This window comes from Rhizobium sp. UFLA01-1127, from assembly GCF_059803845.1.
This window is the reverse complement of the sequence record NZ_JAUQTZ010000014.1, coordinates 1-16,970: the sequence shown is the minus strand read 5'-3', so window position 1 is coordinate 16,970 and position 16,970 is coordinate 1. Positions and strand designations below refer to the sequence as shown.

Below are 16,970 nucleotides of genomic sequence, written 5' to 3'. Positions count from 1 at the left end.
GTTTCTTACTGCTGGGCGCCCAGCACCTCCATGCGGCCCATCGCCGTGCGGGCCGAGAACTGCGGACGATACATGTCCTCGACGCTTGCGGCCGGATGATCGTAGACGCCGGGGGTCACAGCGCGCACGACATAGGCGAAGGTCATGTCACGATCTGCGCCGGAATTCTGATCGAAGGCAGCGACGAAGCGGTCATTGCGGAATTCGACATGGGCAGGCTGAATTTCGCTGAGCCAGTCGAAGTTCGAAAGCTGAGCACTGTTGACGATGCTCGGATTGTCGATCTCGAAGCCTGCCGGCAGGAGATCGGTCACGAGGATGCGCTGCGGCCAGTCATTGTCCTCAGTGACATGCAGCACGACGACATAGCGCTCGTTCTGCTGTGCCTGGCTGACATTCGCCTCTTCGCCGTCGAGCGTGTAGTACTTGCGCTCGATCTTGAAGCCATTGCCGCCGGCAGGCAGCTGCGCAACCGGAGCCGCGACCGTGGTCACGGCAGCCGACAGCGGCTGGCGCGTCGTATTGGTCACGGTCAGCGGATGTCCCATCAGGGCGTCGCCGGACATTTGCGCCATGTAGGTGCCGTTATGGGCAGCACCATTGACATCGAGTGTCAGGCCGTCGTCGCCATTCTGCAGGGCGCGGGCGGCGAGCAGCATCCAGATCTGTTCCTGCGTGCTGGTATATTTCTTGGTCTGCCAATCCTTGGCCACGACGCTCGCGAGTTCCGGAATGATCGGCGGCACCGGGCGGCTTTCGGCGGCCAGCGCCAGCACGGCGGCGCCATCGCGCAGCGACGAGCCGTAGTCCGAACGGACGAAGCTGACCTTGGTCACCGCGGCCTTTTGCGACATCTGCAGCGAGTCGATGAAGATGTTGCGCGAGCGCTGGGCATCCCCATAGAGCGCGAGAGCCGAGGCCAGGTGCGCCTTGGCGAGCGGCGTCGGGAAGTCATTCAGCATGGTGTCCGCATAGTAGCGCAGATCGCTGATCGAGGCCTTCTTGTTGCGTGCCAGCACGTAGAGTGCATAGGCGATATCGTTGCCGTTATCCTTGACGTTGGTATTGGCGCTGAGCGCGTTCTGAAGGTTTTCGAGCCCTTGTACCATGGCCTGATCCGGCACGTTGTACTTCTGCTCGCGGGCGCGGGTCAGGAAGTCCATCACATAGGCGTCGAGCCAGAGATCGCCGGAGCCTGGCCCCCAGAGGCCGAAGCTGCCGGTCGAGGACTGGTAGGACATTTCGCGATAGATGGCGTCCTGCACGCGCTTGCGGATCTCCGCGTCATCGGCAAGGCCGTTCTTGATCGCCATGTCGCTGAAATAGAGCAGCGGCATGGCACTGCTCGCGGTCTGTTCCGCGCAGCCATAGGGATAGCGGCTGAGGCTCATCAGGAGCGCCGGCACGTCGAACGCGCTGGAGCGGCTGACATTGACGCTGACCGAGGCGCCGGGCAGCACGCTGTCGGCGAGAAGGTCGGCATTGACGGTCAGGCTCTTGCCGGGGGCAAGCGCGATGACACGCCGTTCGGTCAGCGGCAGCTGCGACGGGCGGACCGGAATATCGACCGATTGATCGAGCGACATGCCGGAAGCGTTCGAGAGCTTGATCGAAACCGTGCCATCGCCCGGCTGTCCACCGGTCAACGGCAGGGTGATGGCGTACTTGCCGCCGGCCTGCAGATTGATCTTCTGCTGGGTAGCGCTGGCGTCCACTGTCACGGCGCTGTTGCCGGTCACAGCAAGCGTATACTCGCCGGCGGGCGCATCTGTATTGGCAACATCGAGACGCAGGTTCGCCTTGTCTCCAGGCGCCAGGAACTTCGGCAGGCTCGCGGTGACGACGACGGGATCGCGGATGATGACATCCTGCGTCGCATGGCCGACGCCGGCCTTCGACCAGGCAACGGCCATCAGTCGCGCCGTGCCGTTGAACTGCGGAATGTCGAAGCTGACATTGGCCTTGCCATTGGCATCCAGCTTGATCGGGCCGGAGAAGAAGGCAACCAGTTTTTCCTTCGGGGGGCTCGCCTGCAAGGCCACCTGTCCGCCGTCGCCGCCGGTGCGCAGCTTGCCGGTCGCGCCGAGCGAACCGTCGATGAGGCGGCCATAGATGTCGCGGATTTCGAGGCCGAGCTGGCGCTGGCCGTAGTACCATTCATCCGGTGCCGGCGGCTGATAGCGCGTGAGATTGAGGATGCCGACATCGACGGCGGCAACCGTGACATAGGCATCTTCATTGGCGCCTGCGCCGGAGACCTGCAGGCTGATGTTCAGCGGCTGGCGCGGCAGCGTCTTCTCAGGCGCGTCGATCTTGATCTGCAGCTTGCGCTCGCCCGGGTCGACCGGCGCCCATTTGATGCCGATGGCGCGCATCGGCATGCGGCTTTCCTGCGCGTCGCCGGGGCGGAAGAGGGTGGCGGTCAGATAGGTGCCGGCGCCCCAATCGGCCGTGACCGGGATGTCGACTTCGCCGCCCGTCGCACCAATATCGGCATTGGTGACGGAGATCAGCGTTTCCGAACCCGCCGTCACCATCAGCTGGCCGGCATAGCGCGAAGTGACCTTCAGCTTGGCTGTATCGCCCACACGGTAGCTTTCCTTGTCGAGCGCGATCTCGAGCGCGTCGGGCGTTTCTGTCGAGGTGGAGGCGACATACCAGCCGGCATTGAACTCGACGCTGGATTGCGGGCCGTTCGCATCGGAGGTGGAGACCTCGAGACGGTAACGGCCCCAGGTGACGGGCATGGAAATCGCCGCGCCATCGGTCGTCGCGTTCACCGTGCCCACCGCCACCTGCTTGGTGGACATGATCGGCTCGAACTTCCAGCTGCTGCCGTCGCGATACCATTGATAATTGCGCTCGACGCTCAGCAGCTTCCACGTCAGGCCCTGCATGGCCTGCTTCTGGCCGTTGGCATCGACCGCAATGATGTGGAAGTTGCCGACGGAGTTTTCACCGAGATCGCCGTCGAATTCCGGCTTGATGCCGATGCGCGGGCCATCCGCCTTGACCGGCAGCACCAGCGAGCGCTCGACGGCGCGGCCGCCCGCTTCCTGCATGCGCACCGTGATATTGGCGTTCAGCAGCTGCGTGGTCGAAGGCGTGTCGTTGATCGTGACGTTGAAGGTGGTCTTGCCGTTCTCGTCCAGCGCTTGCAGGTCCTCGAGCGGGACCTGCGTGCTCTCGGCCTTGCTGTCGCCGCTGCTGGCGTCGCTGTCGTCGTTTTCGGCCTTGCCCGCGCCTTCATCGGCGAGGCCGAACTGGTAACCCTTGTAGGCGTCACTCTGGCGCGTCGGCTTCAGCGTCACCTCGCCTTCGAGGTTGAGGCCGGCGGCCGGCGCGCCATAGAGGTAGCGTCCATCGACATTGACCGGCGTCGGCTGGCCGACTTCGATCTCCTTGGCGTCGCTCTTCATGTCGAATTCGATGCGATCGGGTACGAAGTCATCGACAATGAAGGTCTGCGAGCCGATGGAAGAACCCTTCGGGTCGGTATAGATGCTCATCGTCCAGGTGCCACGCATCGAGGTCTGCTGCAGCGGCAGGTCGATATTGTAGCCGCCGAGCTTGCCGCCATCGGTGACGATGCGACGGTCTTCGACGCCGTCCGGGCGCCGGAAGACGAAAGTAAGCGGCAGGTTTTCGACTGCAGTCGAGCTGACGTCGCGGCCAAGTGCGGACGCATGCACCGTCTCGCCGGCACGGTAGATGCCGCGCTCCGTCCACGTCAGCAGGTCGATGGCGCCGGGCGCGGTTCGACCGGCGACGCCGCGGTCGGAAAGGTCGAAGCCGGCGCGCGTCATGTCGAGGAAGACATAATCCTGATCGCCATTCTCAGCGGTAATGACGGCCGGGGTCATACCCGCCGTGCCGCGCATCAGGCCGGCGCTGAAGACGGCGCGGCCATTGTCGTCGGTCTTCGCGGTGCCTAGAATTTCATTGTTCTTGGCAAGCAATTGCAGCTGGACGCCGGCGAGCGGCTTGGCGCTGCCGAGCGAGCGGGCAAAGACGTTCAGTCCGTCGGTGCCGGCATAGGTGGTGACGCCGATATCGGATACGACGAACCACTGCGTCGCCTGCGGGTCCCATTCATGACCGCCGCTGTCGGGCGCAACCGCTGTCAGCACATAGACGCCCGGCTTGCGTTTCGGCAGCACCTCGTCGACTGGGAAGCTGGTCGCGACCTCCTTGTTGAGTTCCTGCTTGATCTCGATGGAGCCCTGCCAGACCAGCTCGCCATTGGTATCCCGAATGGTCTGGGCGCTGTAGCTGTCCACCTGTGTCAGGAACTGCGAGTTGTTCAGAAGCTGGGCGATATTGCGGTCGCCGATGCGGTAGAGCTTGAGATTGGCCGTATTGGCATTGACCGAAACGATCGGAATGCCGCGGCGTGCCGTCGAAGGCAGGACGAAGTTGTCGCCCGTGAAGCGCAGCGAGGCAGCGCGATCCTTGACGTAGACATCGACATTGACCTGCGAGGCGAGGTTTTCATCCACTGAGGAGGGCAGGCCGGCGCGCAGCGAAATGCGGTAGTGCTGGCCGAATTCCAGACCTTCGACGCAGATCTGGTTATTCTTGGCGTCGACGCCCTTCGGCGCGGCTCCGTTGAGTGTGACGAAGGGGGTGTAGTCGACGCCGCTCTTCACCAGCTTTTCGGAGAACTGCACGCAGGCGCGTGGCGAGGCATTGTCGTTGTCGAGCGTGTTGCCGGTAACACGGAAGCCCTGGCGGGCCAGAAGGTCGTTGTAGGCAGCCTGGACGGCGGCCGAGCTGACGAGATTGAGGCTCGCCTTGTAGGCGTTGAGGGCGGGACGGTAGTTCTGCGCGTTCTTCAGCGCCTCGGCGAGTACAGCGAGCGCATCGGCGCGGCTGCTAGTCGTGCGGGTCAGCTGATAGCCGTTGAGTGCGGCATAGGCGGCTCGTGTGGCGACAGACGTGTCGTTCGTGATCGTGTTGGCGGCGCGCGCCATTTCGATCCACAGATCACCGTTGTCAGGATTGAGCGAGAGCGCGCCCTGGAAGGCGTTCAGGGCATCGTTGACATTGCCCGAGGTCAGTTCGATGCGGCCGAGCGCAATCAGGCTTTCGACGCCCTGGCCCTTCAGCTCGTTGCCGAGCGTCAGCGTGTTTTTTGCATCGCGCGCGCTCTGAACGAAATTGTCGGAGAGGAAGGAAAGGGCAGGTGCTGCGCCGATATCCGGCTCGCTGGTGGCAGCCGTTTCGACGATCTTGCCGGCGATCGCCCCGGGGAAGCTGTTGAGCTGGTTGAAGTCCGACTTCATGAAGCACCACTTCACCTTGGGATTGTAGGTGAAGGCCTTGCAGGACTTGTCGCCGATGCAGGAGGCGGAGCACTGGTCCAGCGTCACATTCTGCTCTGTGCGCAGATCGAAGCCGAAGTAATCGCCATCCTTCGTGGTGACCACCTGGCGCTTGACGTCAGCTGCGACCGAGGGGTTCAGAGAGGTAAAAGTGGCAAGAAGAAAAGCAGAGAAGCCGATAAACGCGCGCTTAGACATAAGTCCTCCCCACGCTGCCCGTTTTTGATGGCGGCAATCTTCAAATTTCGAACCCGTTTGTCAACCGAGCGTGGAGCTTCTGAATGAGCTTCGCGCCCATGACGATCAATCTAGGAGTTTGAAAAAGCCTGCAATTCAGGCAATTCGCATGTTCGGCGACCCTGTCTCCGATGCTTCATTTTTCTTTTCGGTCCCAAAATGACACCGGCCTTTGCGGCCGATGTCTTCGCGTCGGCCGAGGGGGCGGCCCAAGTGTCATATATTCGTCATCGCCAGAGAGGCATCGGTATACCGTTTACCGGCGACCCTTTCGGGTGAGACGATGTCGCCGAGCTCCTTCACCTCTCGCGGCGAAAGAGCGATGTCGGCAGCCGCCGCATTCTGCTCCAGATGATGCAGCTTGCGTGCGCCGGGAATCGGCACGATATCGTCGCCCTGATACAGCACCCATGCGAGCGCCAATTGTGCCGCCGTGACGCCCTTTTCTTCGGCAAGCGCCTGAAGTTTCGCGACAAGGGCCGTGTTGGCATCGAAATTCTCGCCCTGGAAGCGCGGCAGCGAACGACGGAAATCGTCGTCGGCGAGATCGTCCGTCTTCTGGATCGCGCCGGTCAGGAAGCCGCGGCCGAGCGGGCTATAGGGCACGAAGCCGATGCCGAGTTCGCGGCAGGTGGCAAGCACATCCTCTTCCGGGTCGCGGCTCCATAGAGAATATTCGCTCTGCACGGCAGCGATCGGATGCACCGCGTGGGCGCGGCGGATGGTGGCGGAGCCGGCTTCCGAAAGGCCGAGTGCCCGCACCTTGCCCTCTCTCACCAGCTCCGCCATAGCGCCGACCGTGTCTTCGATCGGCACGTTGGGATCGACTCGATGCTGATAGAAGAGGTCGATGACATCGGTGCCGAGCCGTTTCAGCGAAGCCTCGGCAACGTCCTTCACATGTTCGGGCCGGCTGTCGACACCGACCATCGCCGCCGGACCGCTTTTCGTATGATCGAGCTTGAAGCCGAACTTGGTGGCGATGACCACGCGGTTACGCATGGATTTCAGCGTGCGGCCGAGCAGCTCCTCGTTGGTGAAGGGGCCATAGGTTTCGGCGGTGTCGAAAAAGGTGATGCCGAGATCGACTGCACGATGAAGCGTCTTGACGGATTCGGCTTCGTCGGTCGCGCCATAGGCAAAGCTCATGCCCATGCAGCCGAGCCCAACGGCGGAAACGGTGAGATCCTTACCAAGCCTGCGGGTTTTCATGGTGTGTTCCTCTTCAGATGTATGGGAGCGACAGGGCTCGTATCCGCTGTCTACGAGTTCAAGGTAGGATTCTGGATAATGAATGAAAATCCATGCAAATCCTTACAGGCTGTTCTATAATTTAGATCAATGAACCGAACTCAGCTCTCCCAACTCGCGGTATTTGCCGCCGTCGCCGCCCATCGCAGCTTCCGTGCCGCCGGCAAGGAACTGTCGATTGCGCCATCTGCCGTCAGCCACGCCGTTTCCAGCCTCGAAGAAAGCCTCGGCGTGCGGCTGCTCGCCCGCACCACGCGCAGCGTACTGCCGACGGAGGAGGGCCAGGCCTTGCTTCAAAGGCTGGCGCCGGCTCTGGAGGAAATCGATATCGCGCTGGAGGACACGCTTGCGACCCGCGGCCGCCCGGCGGGAACGCTGCGAATCACCGCCCCGCGCTTCGCTTCCGATCTTCTCATGGCGCCTCGGCTTGGCGATTTTCTCAATACCTATCCCGACATCACGCTGGAGATCGCCAACGAGGACGGCTTCAGCAACATCGTCAAGGAGGGTTATGATGCCGGCATCCGGCTGGCGGAAAGCATCGAAGGCGACATGATCGCGGTGAAGATCTCGCCCGACATCCGTACCGTGATTGCGGGCTCGCCTGCTTATTTCGAGAAACATCCGAAGCCTCTGCATCCGCGCGATCTCGCCCATCACCGCTGCATCAAGCGGCGGTTCACCGATGGCTCGCTCTATCGCTGGGAGTTCGAGAAGGATGGCCGCGAGCTGGTCGTTGCCGTCGATGGCCCTTTGATCGTCATCGAGGATCGGCTCGGCGTCCTGGCGGCCGTCAATGGCGCCGGGCTTGCCTATCTCTTCGACATTCGTGTGCAGCAGGAACTGGCCGAGGGCAAACTCATCCGCGTTCTCGAGGATTGGTGCCCGCCCTATCCGGGCTTCTGCATCTATTATCCAAGCCGCCGCCAGATGCGTCCGGCGCTTAGAGCCTTCATCGATTTCTTCAAATATACGGGGCCTTGAGGGCATTCGGATTTGCGTCGAAACAAGCGATGAGCGACTGCTGACAGAAATCGGGTGGCGGCGATGCGATAACTCGTCTCGACTGATTGAATGGTTTCAGGAAGGGTGGCAGCGATGAGAAAACCGGGGTCGATGAAGGGGCTCGAGGATCTCGGCCGCGTCAGGTTGTCGAAGAACTTCTTCTTCCGCGATTTCCTGCATTCGGAAATTGCTGATTTCTATCGCATCCCCAATATTCCCGAGGATCCGGATCTGGCGATCGAGACGGGCCGGCGGCTCTGCGAGGAATTGCTGGAGCCGCTGGAAGCGACCTTTGGCCGGCTACATATCCGCTCCGGCTATCGCTCGCCAGAGGTGAACGCCTTCGGCAACAGAAACGGGCTGAATTGCTCGACCAATCCCCACACCGCTGCGCACCATATCTGGGACATGCGCGATCTCGACGGCTGCATCGGGGCCGCCGTCTGCATCGTCGTGCCATGGCTCATCGATCACCATAGCCACGAAGGCGACTGGCAGAAGCTCGCCTGGTGGATACACGACCACCTGCCCTATGCCTCGCTCTGCTTCTTCCCGAAACTATGGGCCTTCAACATCCAATGGCACGAGCGGCCGAAACGGACGATTCAGAGCTTTGTCGGCCCGCGCGGCATGCTGACCAAACCGGGCATGGCGAATTGGGAAGGCGATCATTCCGCGCACTATGAGGGTTTTCCGAAGCTTAGAAGCTGATGCGATAACGAATGTGCCCGTCGCTTTTGACATAGGTGTCGTATAGCTTGCGGGCGGTCGCATTGCCTTCTTCCGTATGCCAATAGAGCCGCGCCCAGCCGTTTTTCTTGCAGAGCGTAACGAGATCGTCGAGTAGCGCCCGGCCGACGCCGTGGCCCCGGGCGCTTTCATCGACGAACAAGTCCTCCAGATAGCAGTCGGGAGCGCGCGTCCATGTGCCCTCGTGCGTTAGGCAAAGCGTGAAACCCTTTACCTCGCCGTCGACTTCGGCCACACGCATGAAGATCGCCGACGCCGGATCGAAGACCCGGCGCCAGGTCGCATCGGTAATATCCGGCGCGATCGTGACGCCGTAGAAGGCCAGATAGCCGTTCCATAGCGCGCGCCAGCGCGCTTCGTCTTCAGGTCTGGCATCTCGGATCGTCACGGTCATTGGTTGCCTCTTTTATTCGCCGGCTGCGTCGAGCAGGCGCATGGCGTTATCGGAAAGCGGAAGCTTTGCCGAATTGATGAGCGCTTCGAGCTGGCTGAGGCTAGTCGCGCTTGCGATCGGAGCAGTGACGCCGCGCTTGCGCAGAAGCCAGGCAAGCGCGATCTCGGCCGGCTTCGCGCCGGTTTCGGCGGCGACCTTGTCGAGGGCTGCAAGGATGCGCAGGCCCTTGGCGTCGAGATAGGCGGCGACCCGGTTCTCGCGCGCCCGTCCTTCCGTATCCGCCTTGCGGCGGTATTTGCCGGTCAGGAAGCCCGCCGCCAGACTGAAATAGGTGATGACGCCGATCTCTTCCCTGACGCAGAGATCCGCAAGCGGTCCCTCGAAGCTGTCGCGGGCATAGAGGTTATATTCGGGTTGCAGCACGTCGTAGCGCGGCAGTCCTGCCTTGGCGGCGGCATCGAGCGAAGCCTGCAGCTGCGTCGCATTGAGGTTCGAGCAGCCGACATGGCGGATCTTGCCCTGTTCCTTCAGCTTGGCATAGGCAGCAAGCGATTCCTCGTGCGGCGTTTCCGGGTCCGGCCAGTGCGACAGATAAAGGTCGATGTGGTCGGTCTGCAGCCGCTTCAGCGATGCCTCGGCCGCCTCGATGATATAGTCGGCCTTGAGGCCCTTCTTGCCCGGCCCCATTTCCGATCCGACTTTGGTGACGATAATCGCCTTGTCGCGCGAAACGCGGCCCTGCTTCAGCCACTTGCCGATGATCTCTTCGGAATCGCCGCCCTTGTTGCCGGGAACCCAGCGGGAATAGACATCGGCCGTGTCGATCGTGTTGAAGCCGGCATCGAAGAAGGCGTCGAGCAGTGCATAGGAGGTTTTCTCATCGGCCGTCCAGCCGAAGACGTTGCCGCCGAAAACGATGGGGGCGACAAACAGATCGGTTCGTCCAAGCTTGCGCATGTCCATGATATGTCTCCAAATCACTTGAGTGTCGGACCGGCGAACAGGCGCCGGAGGGGAGGGACAAGGCAGGCTAACGCCGCGAGCAGTGAAATTCCACTGACGATTTCTTTATTCCGCTGCCGAACGCCGATAGTGACTGGGCGGCAGCGCATTGTATTTCGACCAGACGCGCCGCATATGCCGCGGCGAGGCGAAGCCGGACTTTTCCGCCACGCGCTCCATGTCCAGCCGCGAATTGGCAAGCACGTCGCGCGCCAATGTGACGCGCATCAGATTGACATAGGCTGTCACCGACAGGCCGGCATGTTCCTGAAACAGCCGCGAAATATGCCGTGCGCTCATCGCGCCGATACTGGCAAGCTCGGAAAGCGACCAGCCATGGGCCGGATCGGCCATGATCGCATCCTGAACGCGATGGATGGCGGGGTGCACATGGTTGCGGCCGCTGAGCCAGGGCGAAAGCTGCGGCTCGGCGCCGGTCCTTCGCATGTAGACCACCATGTGCCGGGCAATGGTCAGCGCTGTCACCGGCGAGGTCAGCTTGGAGGCGAGGTGCAGCATCAGGTCGGTGCCAGTCGTAATGCCGGCGCTCGAATAGCGGTCCCGGTCCTCGACATATAGCCGGTTGTCGAGAACCTTCGCCGTCGGCGCATATTCCCGAACTTCGTCGAGGCAAGCGGCATGCGTGGTGCAGGCATAGCCGTCCATCAGGCCGGCGCGGGCGGCAAGCACGGCTCCTGAGCAGATGGTGACGAGCGTGATACCGGGACGTACCGTGCTTTTCAACCAGGTCGCGAGCCCGCCAAGCTCCTGCTCGATATCCTCCGCGCCGTCGGGCGGCGTGACGCTGCCGGACAGGATGATATAGGCGCCGTCGGGAATATGCTCCGGCAGCGGCTTGAGATCGGCAAGCGTCAGCCCGACCGAGGTCGTCTGCGATGCTTGGGCGGCGACGAATTGATAGTCGAACAGGACGTCGTCCTGTTCGATATTGGCGCGGCGCAATACCTCTACCGGCCCGGCCACGTCCATCAGCAGCGTATAGGGCGGCAGAAGGACGTAGACTGGAATGATCTGCCGATGACGGTGCTGGCCGTTTTGGGTCATGCGGCACTCCGTATCGATGCGCCGGCCAGCGCCTCTTCGACGGTTGCGATGCGGGCGAAGCGGCCCGAAAGCACCAACTCGCTGCGCTTCTTGATATCGTCGGCGCTGAACACCGTACCCGAGGCGTGCGTCATCGGAAAAGTCAGCGTCGCCTCGGTGACGTAATCGACATCATAACCGAGATCGGAAGCGTGCCGGGTGGTCGTCTCGCAGCATTGCTCCGTGCGGATGCCCGAGACGATCACCTTGCGGATGCCATTCGCCACCAGCCAGACATCGAGGCCGGAGCCGACGAGCGCCGAATGGCGGCGCTTGTGGAAGACCGCATCGGCCTCCAGCGAAATTTCGTCGAGCTTGCGCACGTAGCCGCTCTTCAGGCTGAAATGCGCGTCGCCATCCTCGACATGGAAAATCTGCACGACGGGAATGCCTTTTGCCTTGGCTCCGTCGATCAGCGCCTGCAGGCGGTTGGTAAAGGCCGGCAGGTCGTCCGTTCGCCAATAGGGACGCTGGCGAAAGGATTCCTGGACATCGATGACGAGCAGTGCGGTATCGGCATGGGACATTTTCGTATCTCCTGTGCTTGAAGGATAGCCGAGACTAGGCGTCGACTGAAAGCTTCGAAAGCCATTTGGCAGACAGAAAGGGGACAAATACGGACATGATGCGATGATTGTCGTGCTCCCCGTTCGTGACCGCGAGCTCATCTCGAGCGTTGCGCCTTCGCCAGGGGCCGAATAAGGTGGCCTTCGATTTCATCGAGAGTGTAACGGCCTTCGTTTCGCTTCACCCACCGTGTCTACACGACATCCCGCCGGAAGAGCCGAGTGGCGGTCATCGCCATGCAGCCGTCCGCTTCGGGACGATGTTTTAGGAGAGAGAGCATGCTGCGCTTCGGAATTCTGTCGACTGCGAAGATCGGCCGCGATCTGGTGGTGCCGGCCATTCAGGATGCGGAAAATTGCGTAGTGACCGCCATCGCCAGCCGCGATCTCGACCGTGCCCGCCAGATGGCCGATCGTTTCTCGGTGCCGCATGCCTTCGGCTCCTACGAGGAGATGCTCGCCTCCGACACCATCGATGCCGTCTATATTCCCCTGCCGACCTCGCAGCATGTCGAATGGACGATCAAGGCCGCCGATGCCGGCAAGCATGTGCTTTGCGAAAAGCCGATTGCGCTCAAGGCGGATGAAATCGACAGCCTGATCGCTGCCCGCGATCGCAACAGGGTTCTGGTGACGGAAGCCTATATGGTCACCTATGCGCCGGTCTGGCGCAAGGTTCGCTCGCTGCTCGCCGATGGCGCCATCGGCCGCCTGCGCCATATCCAGGGCGCATTCACCTATTTCAACCGCGATGCCGGCAACATGCGCAACATCCCGGCGCTCGGCGGCGGCGGCCTGCCCGATATCGGCGTCTACCCGACCATCAGCACCCGTTTCGTCACCGGCCGTGAGCCCCGGCGCATTCAGGCGGTGACGGAGCGCGATCCCGAATTCGGCACCGACATCTATTCCAGCGTCAAGGCCGATTTCGGCGACTTCGAACTAACCTTCTATATCTCCACGCAGATGGCCAATCGCCAGGTCATGGTTTTTCACGGTACGGAAGGCTTCATCGAGGTGAAGTCGCCCTTCAACGCCGACCGTTATGGTGCCGAAGAACTGGAACTGACCAATCGCAACCATTCCGAATCGCAGATCTTCCGTTTCCCCGACAGCCGGCAGTACAGACGCGAGGCGGAAGCCTTTTCAGCCGCGGCGCTTGGTCAAGGTGCGGAGGTCGTGTCCCTGGAAAGCTCGAAGCTCAACCAGAAGGTCATCGATGCGATTTACCGGGCCAGCGAAAAGGATGGCTGGGAGCCGGTCTGACCGGCTTCCTTATTCTCCAGGCAATTCCGGCCGGAAAATTGCCCGCGCTTTTCCGGAATTGCTTCAGGAATTTTGCCGGTGGCGGAAGACGAAGCGCGAATAGCCGAAAAAGCTGAATGCCGTCGCCGCCGCCGAAGCAAGCGTCAGGGCGATGATCGGCCGCAGCCCCGGCTCGGCCATCAGCAACGAGCTGAAAACGGCATAGTTCAAGAGCGCCGAGGTCAAGCCGACAGAACCGTAGCGGAAGCCCTCCGACGCCAGCGACCGGTTGGATCGACCGAAAGTGAAGTTGCGGTTCAAAAACCAGGTCGTAAGCAGCGCGGTCGGTATCGATACGGCGCGGCTGACGAACGGGCCGAATGGCGTGAACCACAGCAATAGATGCAATATGCTCGCATCGACAATGAAGCCGATAGTACCGGCAATCAGGAAGCGAAGCAGCTTATTCATGCAGCCTTGGACCTTTTCTTCCGGCTTCCCGGCTTTTCGAGTTCTGCCATGTAAACAGTCCGTTCGTCACCATTGTGACGCGAAGATGGCTTGGCCAGGCTCATATAGTGGATTCGCAATTGTTCTGCACGCGCACGTGCAACGGAATCCAGAATCAGCCCCGCCGTGAACAGCATGAAGGCGATCATCGTCAGTGCCATGGAGAGCACCCAGCTCGGCATGCGCGTTACCAGGCCGCTTTCGAAATACTCGACAAGGACGGGGATGCCGAAGCCGATGCCGAGCTCCATGGCGACGGCGCTCAAAATGCCGAAAAAGGCGAAAGGCCGCGTTTCCTTCATCAGCATGGCGAACATCCAGAGGATCTTGCCACCGTCGCGGAAAGTGGAAAGCTTCGAATGCGAGCCTTCCGGCCGCCGCCCATAGTCGAGTTCCAGTTCGCTGACCGGCAGCTTGAGCCGCGAGGCATGCACCGACATTTCGGTCTCGATTTCGAAACCACCCGATACGGCTGGGAAACTCTTGACGAAACGGCGCGAAAAGGCGCGATAGCCGGAGAAGATGTCGGTGAAATCGGCACCGAATATGCTGCGATAGAGCCAATTGAAGATGCGGTTGCCGAAGGCGTGGCCCTGCCGGCCGGCGTCGTTATGGACATTGCGGCGTGTGCCGACAACCATGTCGGAGCCTTCGGTCAGCAGCGTGCGGATCAGCTCTTCAGCGTCCTCCGGCGCATAGGTGCCGTCGCCATCAGCCATCAGATAGATATCCGCCTCGATGTCGGCGAACATGCGCCGCACCACATGGCCCTTGCCCTGCCGACGCTCGCGCACCACGGTTGCACCCGCCAGTACGGCGTAAAGCGCGGTGCCGTCGGTGGAATTGTTGTCGTAGACATAGACCGTAGCCTGCGGCAGCGCCTTGCGGTAGCCGCGCACGACGTCTCCGATCGTCGCGGCTTCGTTGTAACAGGGCAGAAGAACGGCGATGTTCAGTTTCTCATTCCACATGGTCTTGGCCGGTTCCTACGCGTAAAGTCAGTGTTGAGGCCCGATGGACGATCCGGACGAGAGCTTATCCTGCTGGCTGTTAATAAGACGCTATGGCTGCGAACGAAAAATGGCGGGGAATAGCCCGTACGAAAAACATTATCGTGATGAATGTCTCCGGACATCCGCTTTACTTTTTTTTGATGGGCATGAGCTAGCGTAAAGCCCCGAATATCCTTCCAACACAGGGCTTAACCACATGGCGCAGACGCTGGCAATGCCGCCCGAGGCAGCCCGAACGGCAGAAAAGAAGGCGCCTTTGCCTTGGTCGCATCCGGCCTTGGTCGCACTTGCCTATGCTGTGGTCGTTATCGTCGCGCAACTCGTCATTCATCGTCACCTCGCGGACTATGTCGGTCCGGATAATGACGACGCCATGCGCCTTGTCGAAGTGCGGGATTTCCTCGCCGGCCAAGGCTGGTTCGATATGATGCAATACCGTCTCGGCCTCGACGGCGGGACGCTGATGCATTGGTCGCGCTTCATCGACCTGCCGATCGCAAGCCTCATCCTCTTCTTCCGGATGTTTTTTTCGCCCGAAGGGGCGGAGGCGGCGGCGCTGACCGTGTGGCCGCTCATGCTCGTTCTGCCGCTGATGGTCTTTATGGGGCTTGCCGGCCGGCGCGTCGCCGGTGTCGAAGGTATGCATTTTTCGCTGATCTTGACGGCGATGTTCGTATTGCTCTCGCCGCGTTTCGTGCCGGGGTCCATCGATCATGACAATGTTCAGCTTGGCCTTGTCGCCCTCACCGTTGCCATGCTGGTCGATGAAAACCATCGGCCGCGCAATTTCGCGGTCGCCGCCGTCGCTCTTGCCATCCAGCTCGGCATCGGTGCGGAAACGACGCCCTTCGTTGCCGTCGCCTGCATGTCGGTTGCTTGTCTTTGGGCCTGGAAAGGCGAAGCCTTCGCGCCGGCTGCGAAAGCCTTTGCGCTGACACTGACCATCGCCGTCAGCGCCGCCTTCTTTTCGCTGGTTCCGCCGCGCTTTTATTCCATGGTCACCTGCGACAATCTTTCGCTCGGCTTTTACGGCATCACCAGCGCCGGCTGCGTCGGGCTTCTGTTGTCGGCGCTTTTTGCCAGCCGCCTGTCCCGGCAGTGGCGCATCGCGGTTCTGCTGGCCGATGGCGCGTTCGTATTTGCGACGACCGTCGCGCTTGCACCGCAATGCCTGCACAATCCGCTTGCCGATCTCGATCCGATGCTGGTGGATCTCTGGCTGAACCAGATAACGGAGGCGCAGTCGATCTTTTCGATCGCCCGGACCCAGCCCGATACGCTCGGCGTCTTCTATGCGACCGGTCTTCTGGCCATGGTCTTTTGCGCAATTCGCATTCTGCGCGGTGATCGCGCCGGCCTGTTTGCAATTCTCACGGCCATGGTTGCGATCAACTGGGTGATTACGCTGGTGCAGGTGCGCGGCGCGGAATTTGCCAACCTCCTTGCCATCCCGCCCCTGGCCCTGATGATCGCCGATCTCAGGCGCGGCTACATGGCCGATACCCGTAACATGCGCTCGGCCTTGCTCTATGCGGTGACGGTGCTGGTTTCCGCCCCCGCGGTATGGGCGATCGGCGGCTTGCTTGTCACGAAGGGCTTCAGCAACGGCTTTGCGATCGCGACTCCCGCCAAGGCCGAGGAAACCGCCGATTGTGCCTCGAAGACAGCGCTGGCGCCGATCGCGGGCCTTCAGCCAGGGGTCGTCGCGGCAGCCTCGAACATGGGAGCGCCGCTTTTGCGCTTCACGCCGCATCGCACCTTATCCGGCCCTTATCACCGAGATCCCGACGGCATGCTGGCCGAACTGCATATCGGCCTTGCGGAACCGCAAAGGGCGGAGGCGCTCTTGCGTGAGGCAAAGGTGACATTAGTCGCCTTCTGCAAAGAGGATCCGCAGGTGCTGCTCTTAAGCGAGCGGGCTCCCAAGGGACTTTATGCCTATCTGAGTGCTGGGCGTGTTCCCGTTTATCTGGAACCCATTGCGACCCAGGGCGAATCGGATGTGCAGTTCTTCCGCGTCAAATCGCAGGATTGAGCCGGAGGCGTAATTTCGGACCGAAAACCGCCTACACTTTTCCGCATCACGCTCTAGGTGTGGAGCCTCAAGAGGTTGTCGCTGGATAGATTGAGGCGACTGATGGGTGTCTTTGAATTTAGGCTGCCATGCGGGCGATGCCAATTGTAGAGATGTGTCCAGTTGGGCAAGTGCGCTTTTCGATGCTCTGAGGAGGGGTAGGCGCGGGCATAAGCCCATTCGCGCAGGGCGGTCTGGATGAAGCGTTCGGCCTTGCCATTGGTCTTCGGCGTATAGGGCTTGGTGCGGATGTGCTTGAGGCTGAGCGCCTTGCAGGCTTTTGCGAAGTCCTTGGCCTTGTAGCAGGAGCCATTGTCGGTCATCACCCGGGTGACGGTGATGCCCAAGCCCTTGTAATAGGCGATCGCCGCTGTGAGGAAGGCAATGGCGCTGACGGCCTTTTCGTCGGGAAGGATCTGGGTAAAGGCGATGCGGGAGGCATCGTCGATGCAGACATGGACGTATTCCCAGCCGACGCCACGGGAATTGCTCTGG

At 61.3% G+C, this 16,970-nt stretch carries 13 protein-coding genes; 4 read left to right on the top strand and 9 right to left on the bottom strand.

The annotated features are described in order from the left end of the window. Window positions 1-5: 5 nt before the first annotated feature. Window positions 6-5,522: an alpha-2-macroglobulin family protein gene (locus Q4Q11_RS05415; protein WP_498568866.1), complete on the bottom strand. Its 5,517-nt coding sequence runs from the start codon at window positions 5,520-5,522 to the stop codon at window positions 6-8. A 255-nt stretch (window positions 5,523-5,777) separates the two neighbouring features. Then, window positions 5,778-6,773 (bottom strand): aldo/keto reductase, encoded by a 996-nt coding sequence (locus tag Q4Q11_RS05410; protein ID WP_112509014.1) that lies wholly within the window; start codon window positions 6,771-6,773, stop codon window positions 5,778-5,780. Between the two features lie 129 nt (window positions 6,774-6,902). Here Q4Q11_RS05410 and Q4Q11_RS05405 point away from each other — a divergent pair, with 129 nt between their 5' ends. Then, the gene (locus tag Q4Q11_RS05405; RefSeq protein WP_498568865.1) at window positions 6,903-7,796 is read left to right on the top strand and encodes a LysR family transcriptional regulator; all 894 of its coding nucleotides are present in this window, start codon (window positions 6,903-6,905) and stop codon (window positions 7,794-7,796) included. A gap of 114 nt (window positions 7,797-7,910) precedes the next feature. Beyond that, complete coding sequence (locus Q4Q11_RS05400; RefSeq protein WP_498568864.1) at window positions 7,911-8,528, top strand: hypothetical protein; 618 nt, start codon at window positions 7,911-7,913, stop codon at window positions 8,526-8,528. Here Q4Q11_RS05400 and Q4Q11_RS05395 read toward each other — a convergent pair. The 4 genes from Q4Q11_RS05395 to Q4Q11_RS05380 form a co-directional block, all read right to left on the bottom strand. Further along, window positions 8,518-8,961: a GNAT family N-acetyltransferase gene (locus Q4Q11_RS05395; protein WP_498568863.1), complete on the bottom strand. Its 444-nt coding sequence runs from the start codon at window positions 8,959-8,961 to the stop codon at window positions 8,518-8,520. The genes Q4Q11_RS05400 and Q4Q11_RS05395 overlap by 11 nt on opposite strands. 12 nt (window positions 8,962-8,973) lie before the next feature. Then, the gene (locus Q4Q11_RS05390) at window positions 8,974-9,924 is read right to left on the bottom strand and encodes an aldo/keto reductase (protein WP_113222196.1); all 951 of its coding nucleotides are present in this window, start codon (window positions 9,922-9,924) and stop codon (window positions 8,974-8,976) included. A gap of 105 nt (window positions 9,925-10,029) precedes the next feature. Next, on the bottom strand, window positions 10,030-11,028 hold the full coding sequence (locus Q4Q11_RS05385) for a helix-turn-helix domain-containing protein (RefSeq protein ID WP_113222195.1): 999 nt from the start codon (window positions 11,026-11,028) through the stop codon (window positions 10,030-10,032). Beyond that, complete coding sequence (locus Q4Q11_RS05380) at window positions 11,025-11,594, bottom strand: isochorismatase family protein (protein ID WP_112509028.1); 570 nt, start codon at window positions 11,592-11,594, stop codon at window positions 11,025-11,027. Before Q4Q11_RS05380 ends, Q4Q11_RS05385 begins: the two co-directional genes overlap by 4 nt. A gap of 318 nt (window positions 11,595-11,912) precedes the next feature. Between Q4Q11_RS05380 and Q4Q11_RS05375 the strand changes: the two genes are divergently transcribed. Continuing rightward, the gene (locus Q4Q11_RS05375) at window positions 11,913-12,899 is read left to right on the top strand and encodes a Gfo/Idh/MocA family protein (protein WP_498568862.1); all 987 of its coding nucleotides are present in this window, start codon (window positions 11,913-11,915) and stop codon (window positions 12,897-12,899) included. 63 nt (window positions 12,900-12,962) lie between these two features. Here Q4Q11_RS05375 and Q4Q11_RS05370 read toward each other — a convergent pair whose 3' ends face one another. Beyond that, the gene (locus Q4Q11_RS05370) at window positions 12,963-13,349 is read right to left on the bottom strand and encodes a GtrA family protein (RefSeq protein WP_112509033.1); all 387 of its coding nucleotides are present in this window, start codon (window positions 13,347-13,349) and stop codon (window positions 12,963-12,965) included. After that, window positions 13,346-14,359: a glycosyltransferase gene (locus tag Q4Q11_RS05365; protein WP_113215207.1), complete on the bottom strand. Its 1,014-nt coding sequence runs from the start codon at window positions 14,357-14,359 to the stop codon at window positions 13,346-13,348. Before Q4Q11_RS05365 ends, Q4Q11_RS05370 begins: the two co-directional genes overlap by 4 nt. A gap of 238 nt (window positions 14,360-14,597) precedes the next feature. Between Q4Q11_RS05365 and Q4Q11_RS05360 the strand changes: the two genes are divergently transcribed. Further along, window positions 14,598-16,436, top strand: a complete 1,839-nt coding sequence (locus Q4Q11_RS05360) for a hypothetical protein (RefSeq protein ID WP_498568861.1) — start codon at window positions 14,598-14,600, stop codon at window positions 16,434-16,436. Window positions 16,437-16,489: 53 nt separating this feature from the next. Here Q4Q11_RS05360 and Q4Q11_RS05355 read toward each other — a convergent pair. Continuing rightward, window positions 16,490-16,970, bottom strand: a 481-nt coding sequence (locus Q4Q11_RS05355; RefSeq protein ID WP_498568860.1) for an integrase core domain-containing protein, incomplete at its 5' end; no start/stop codon positions are given.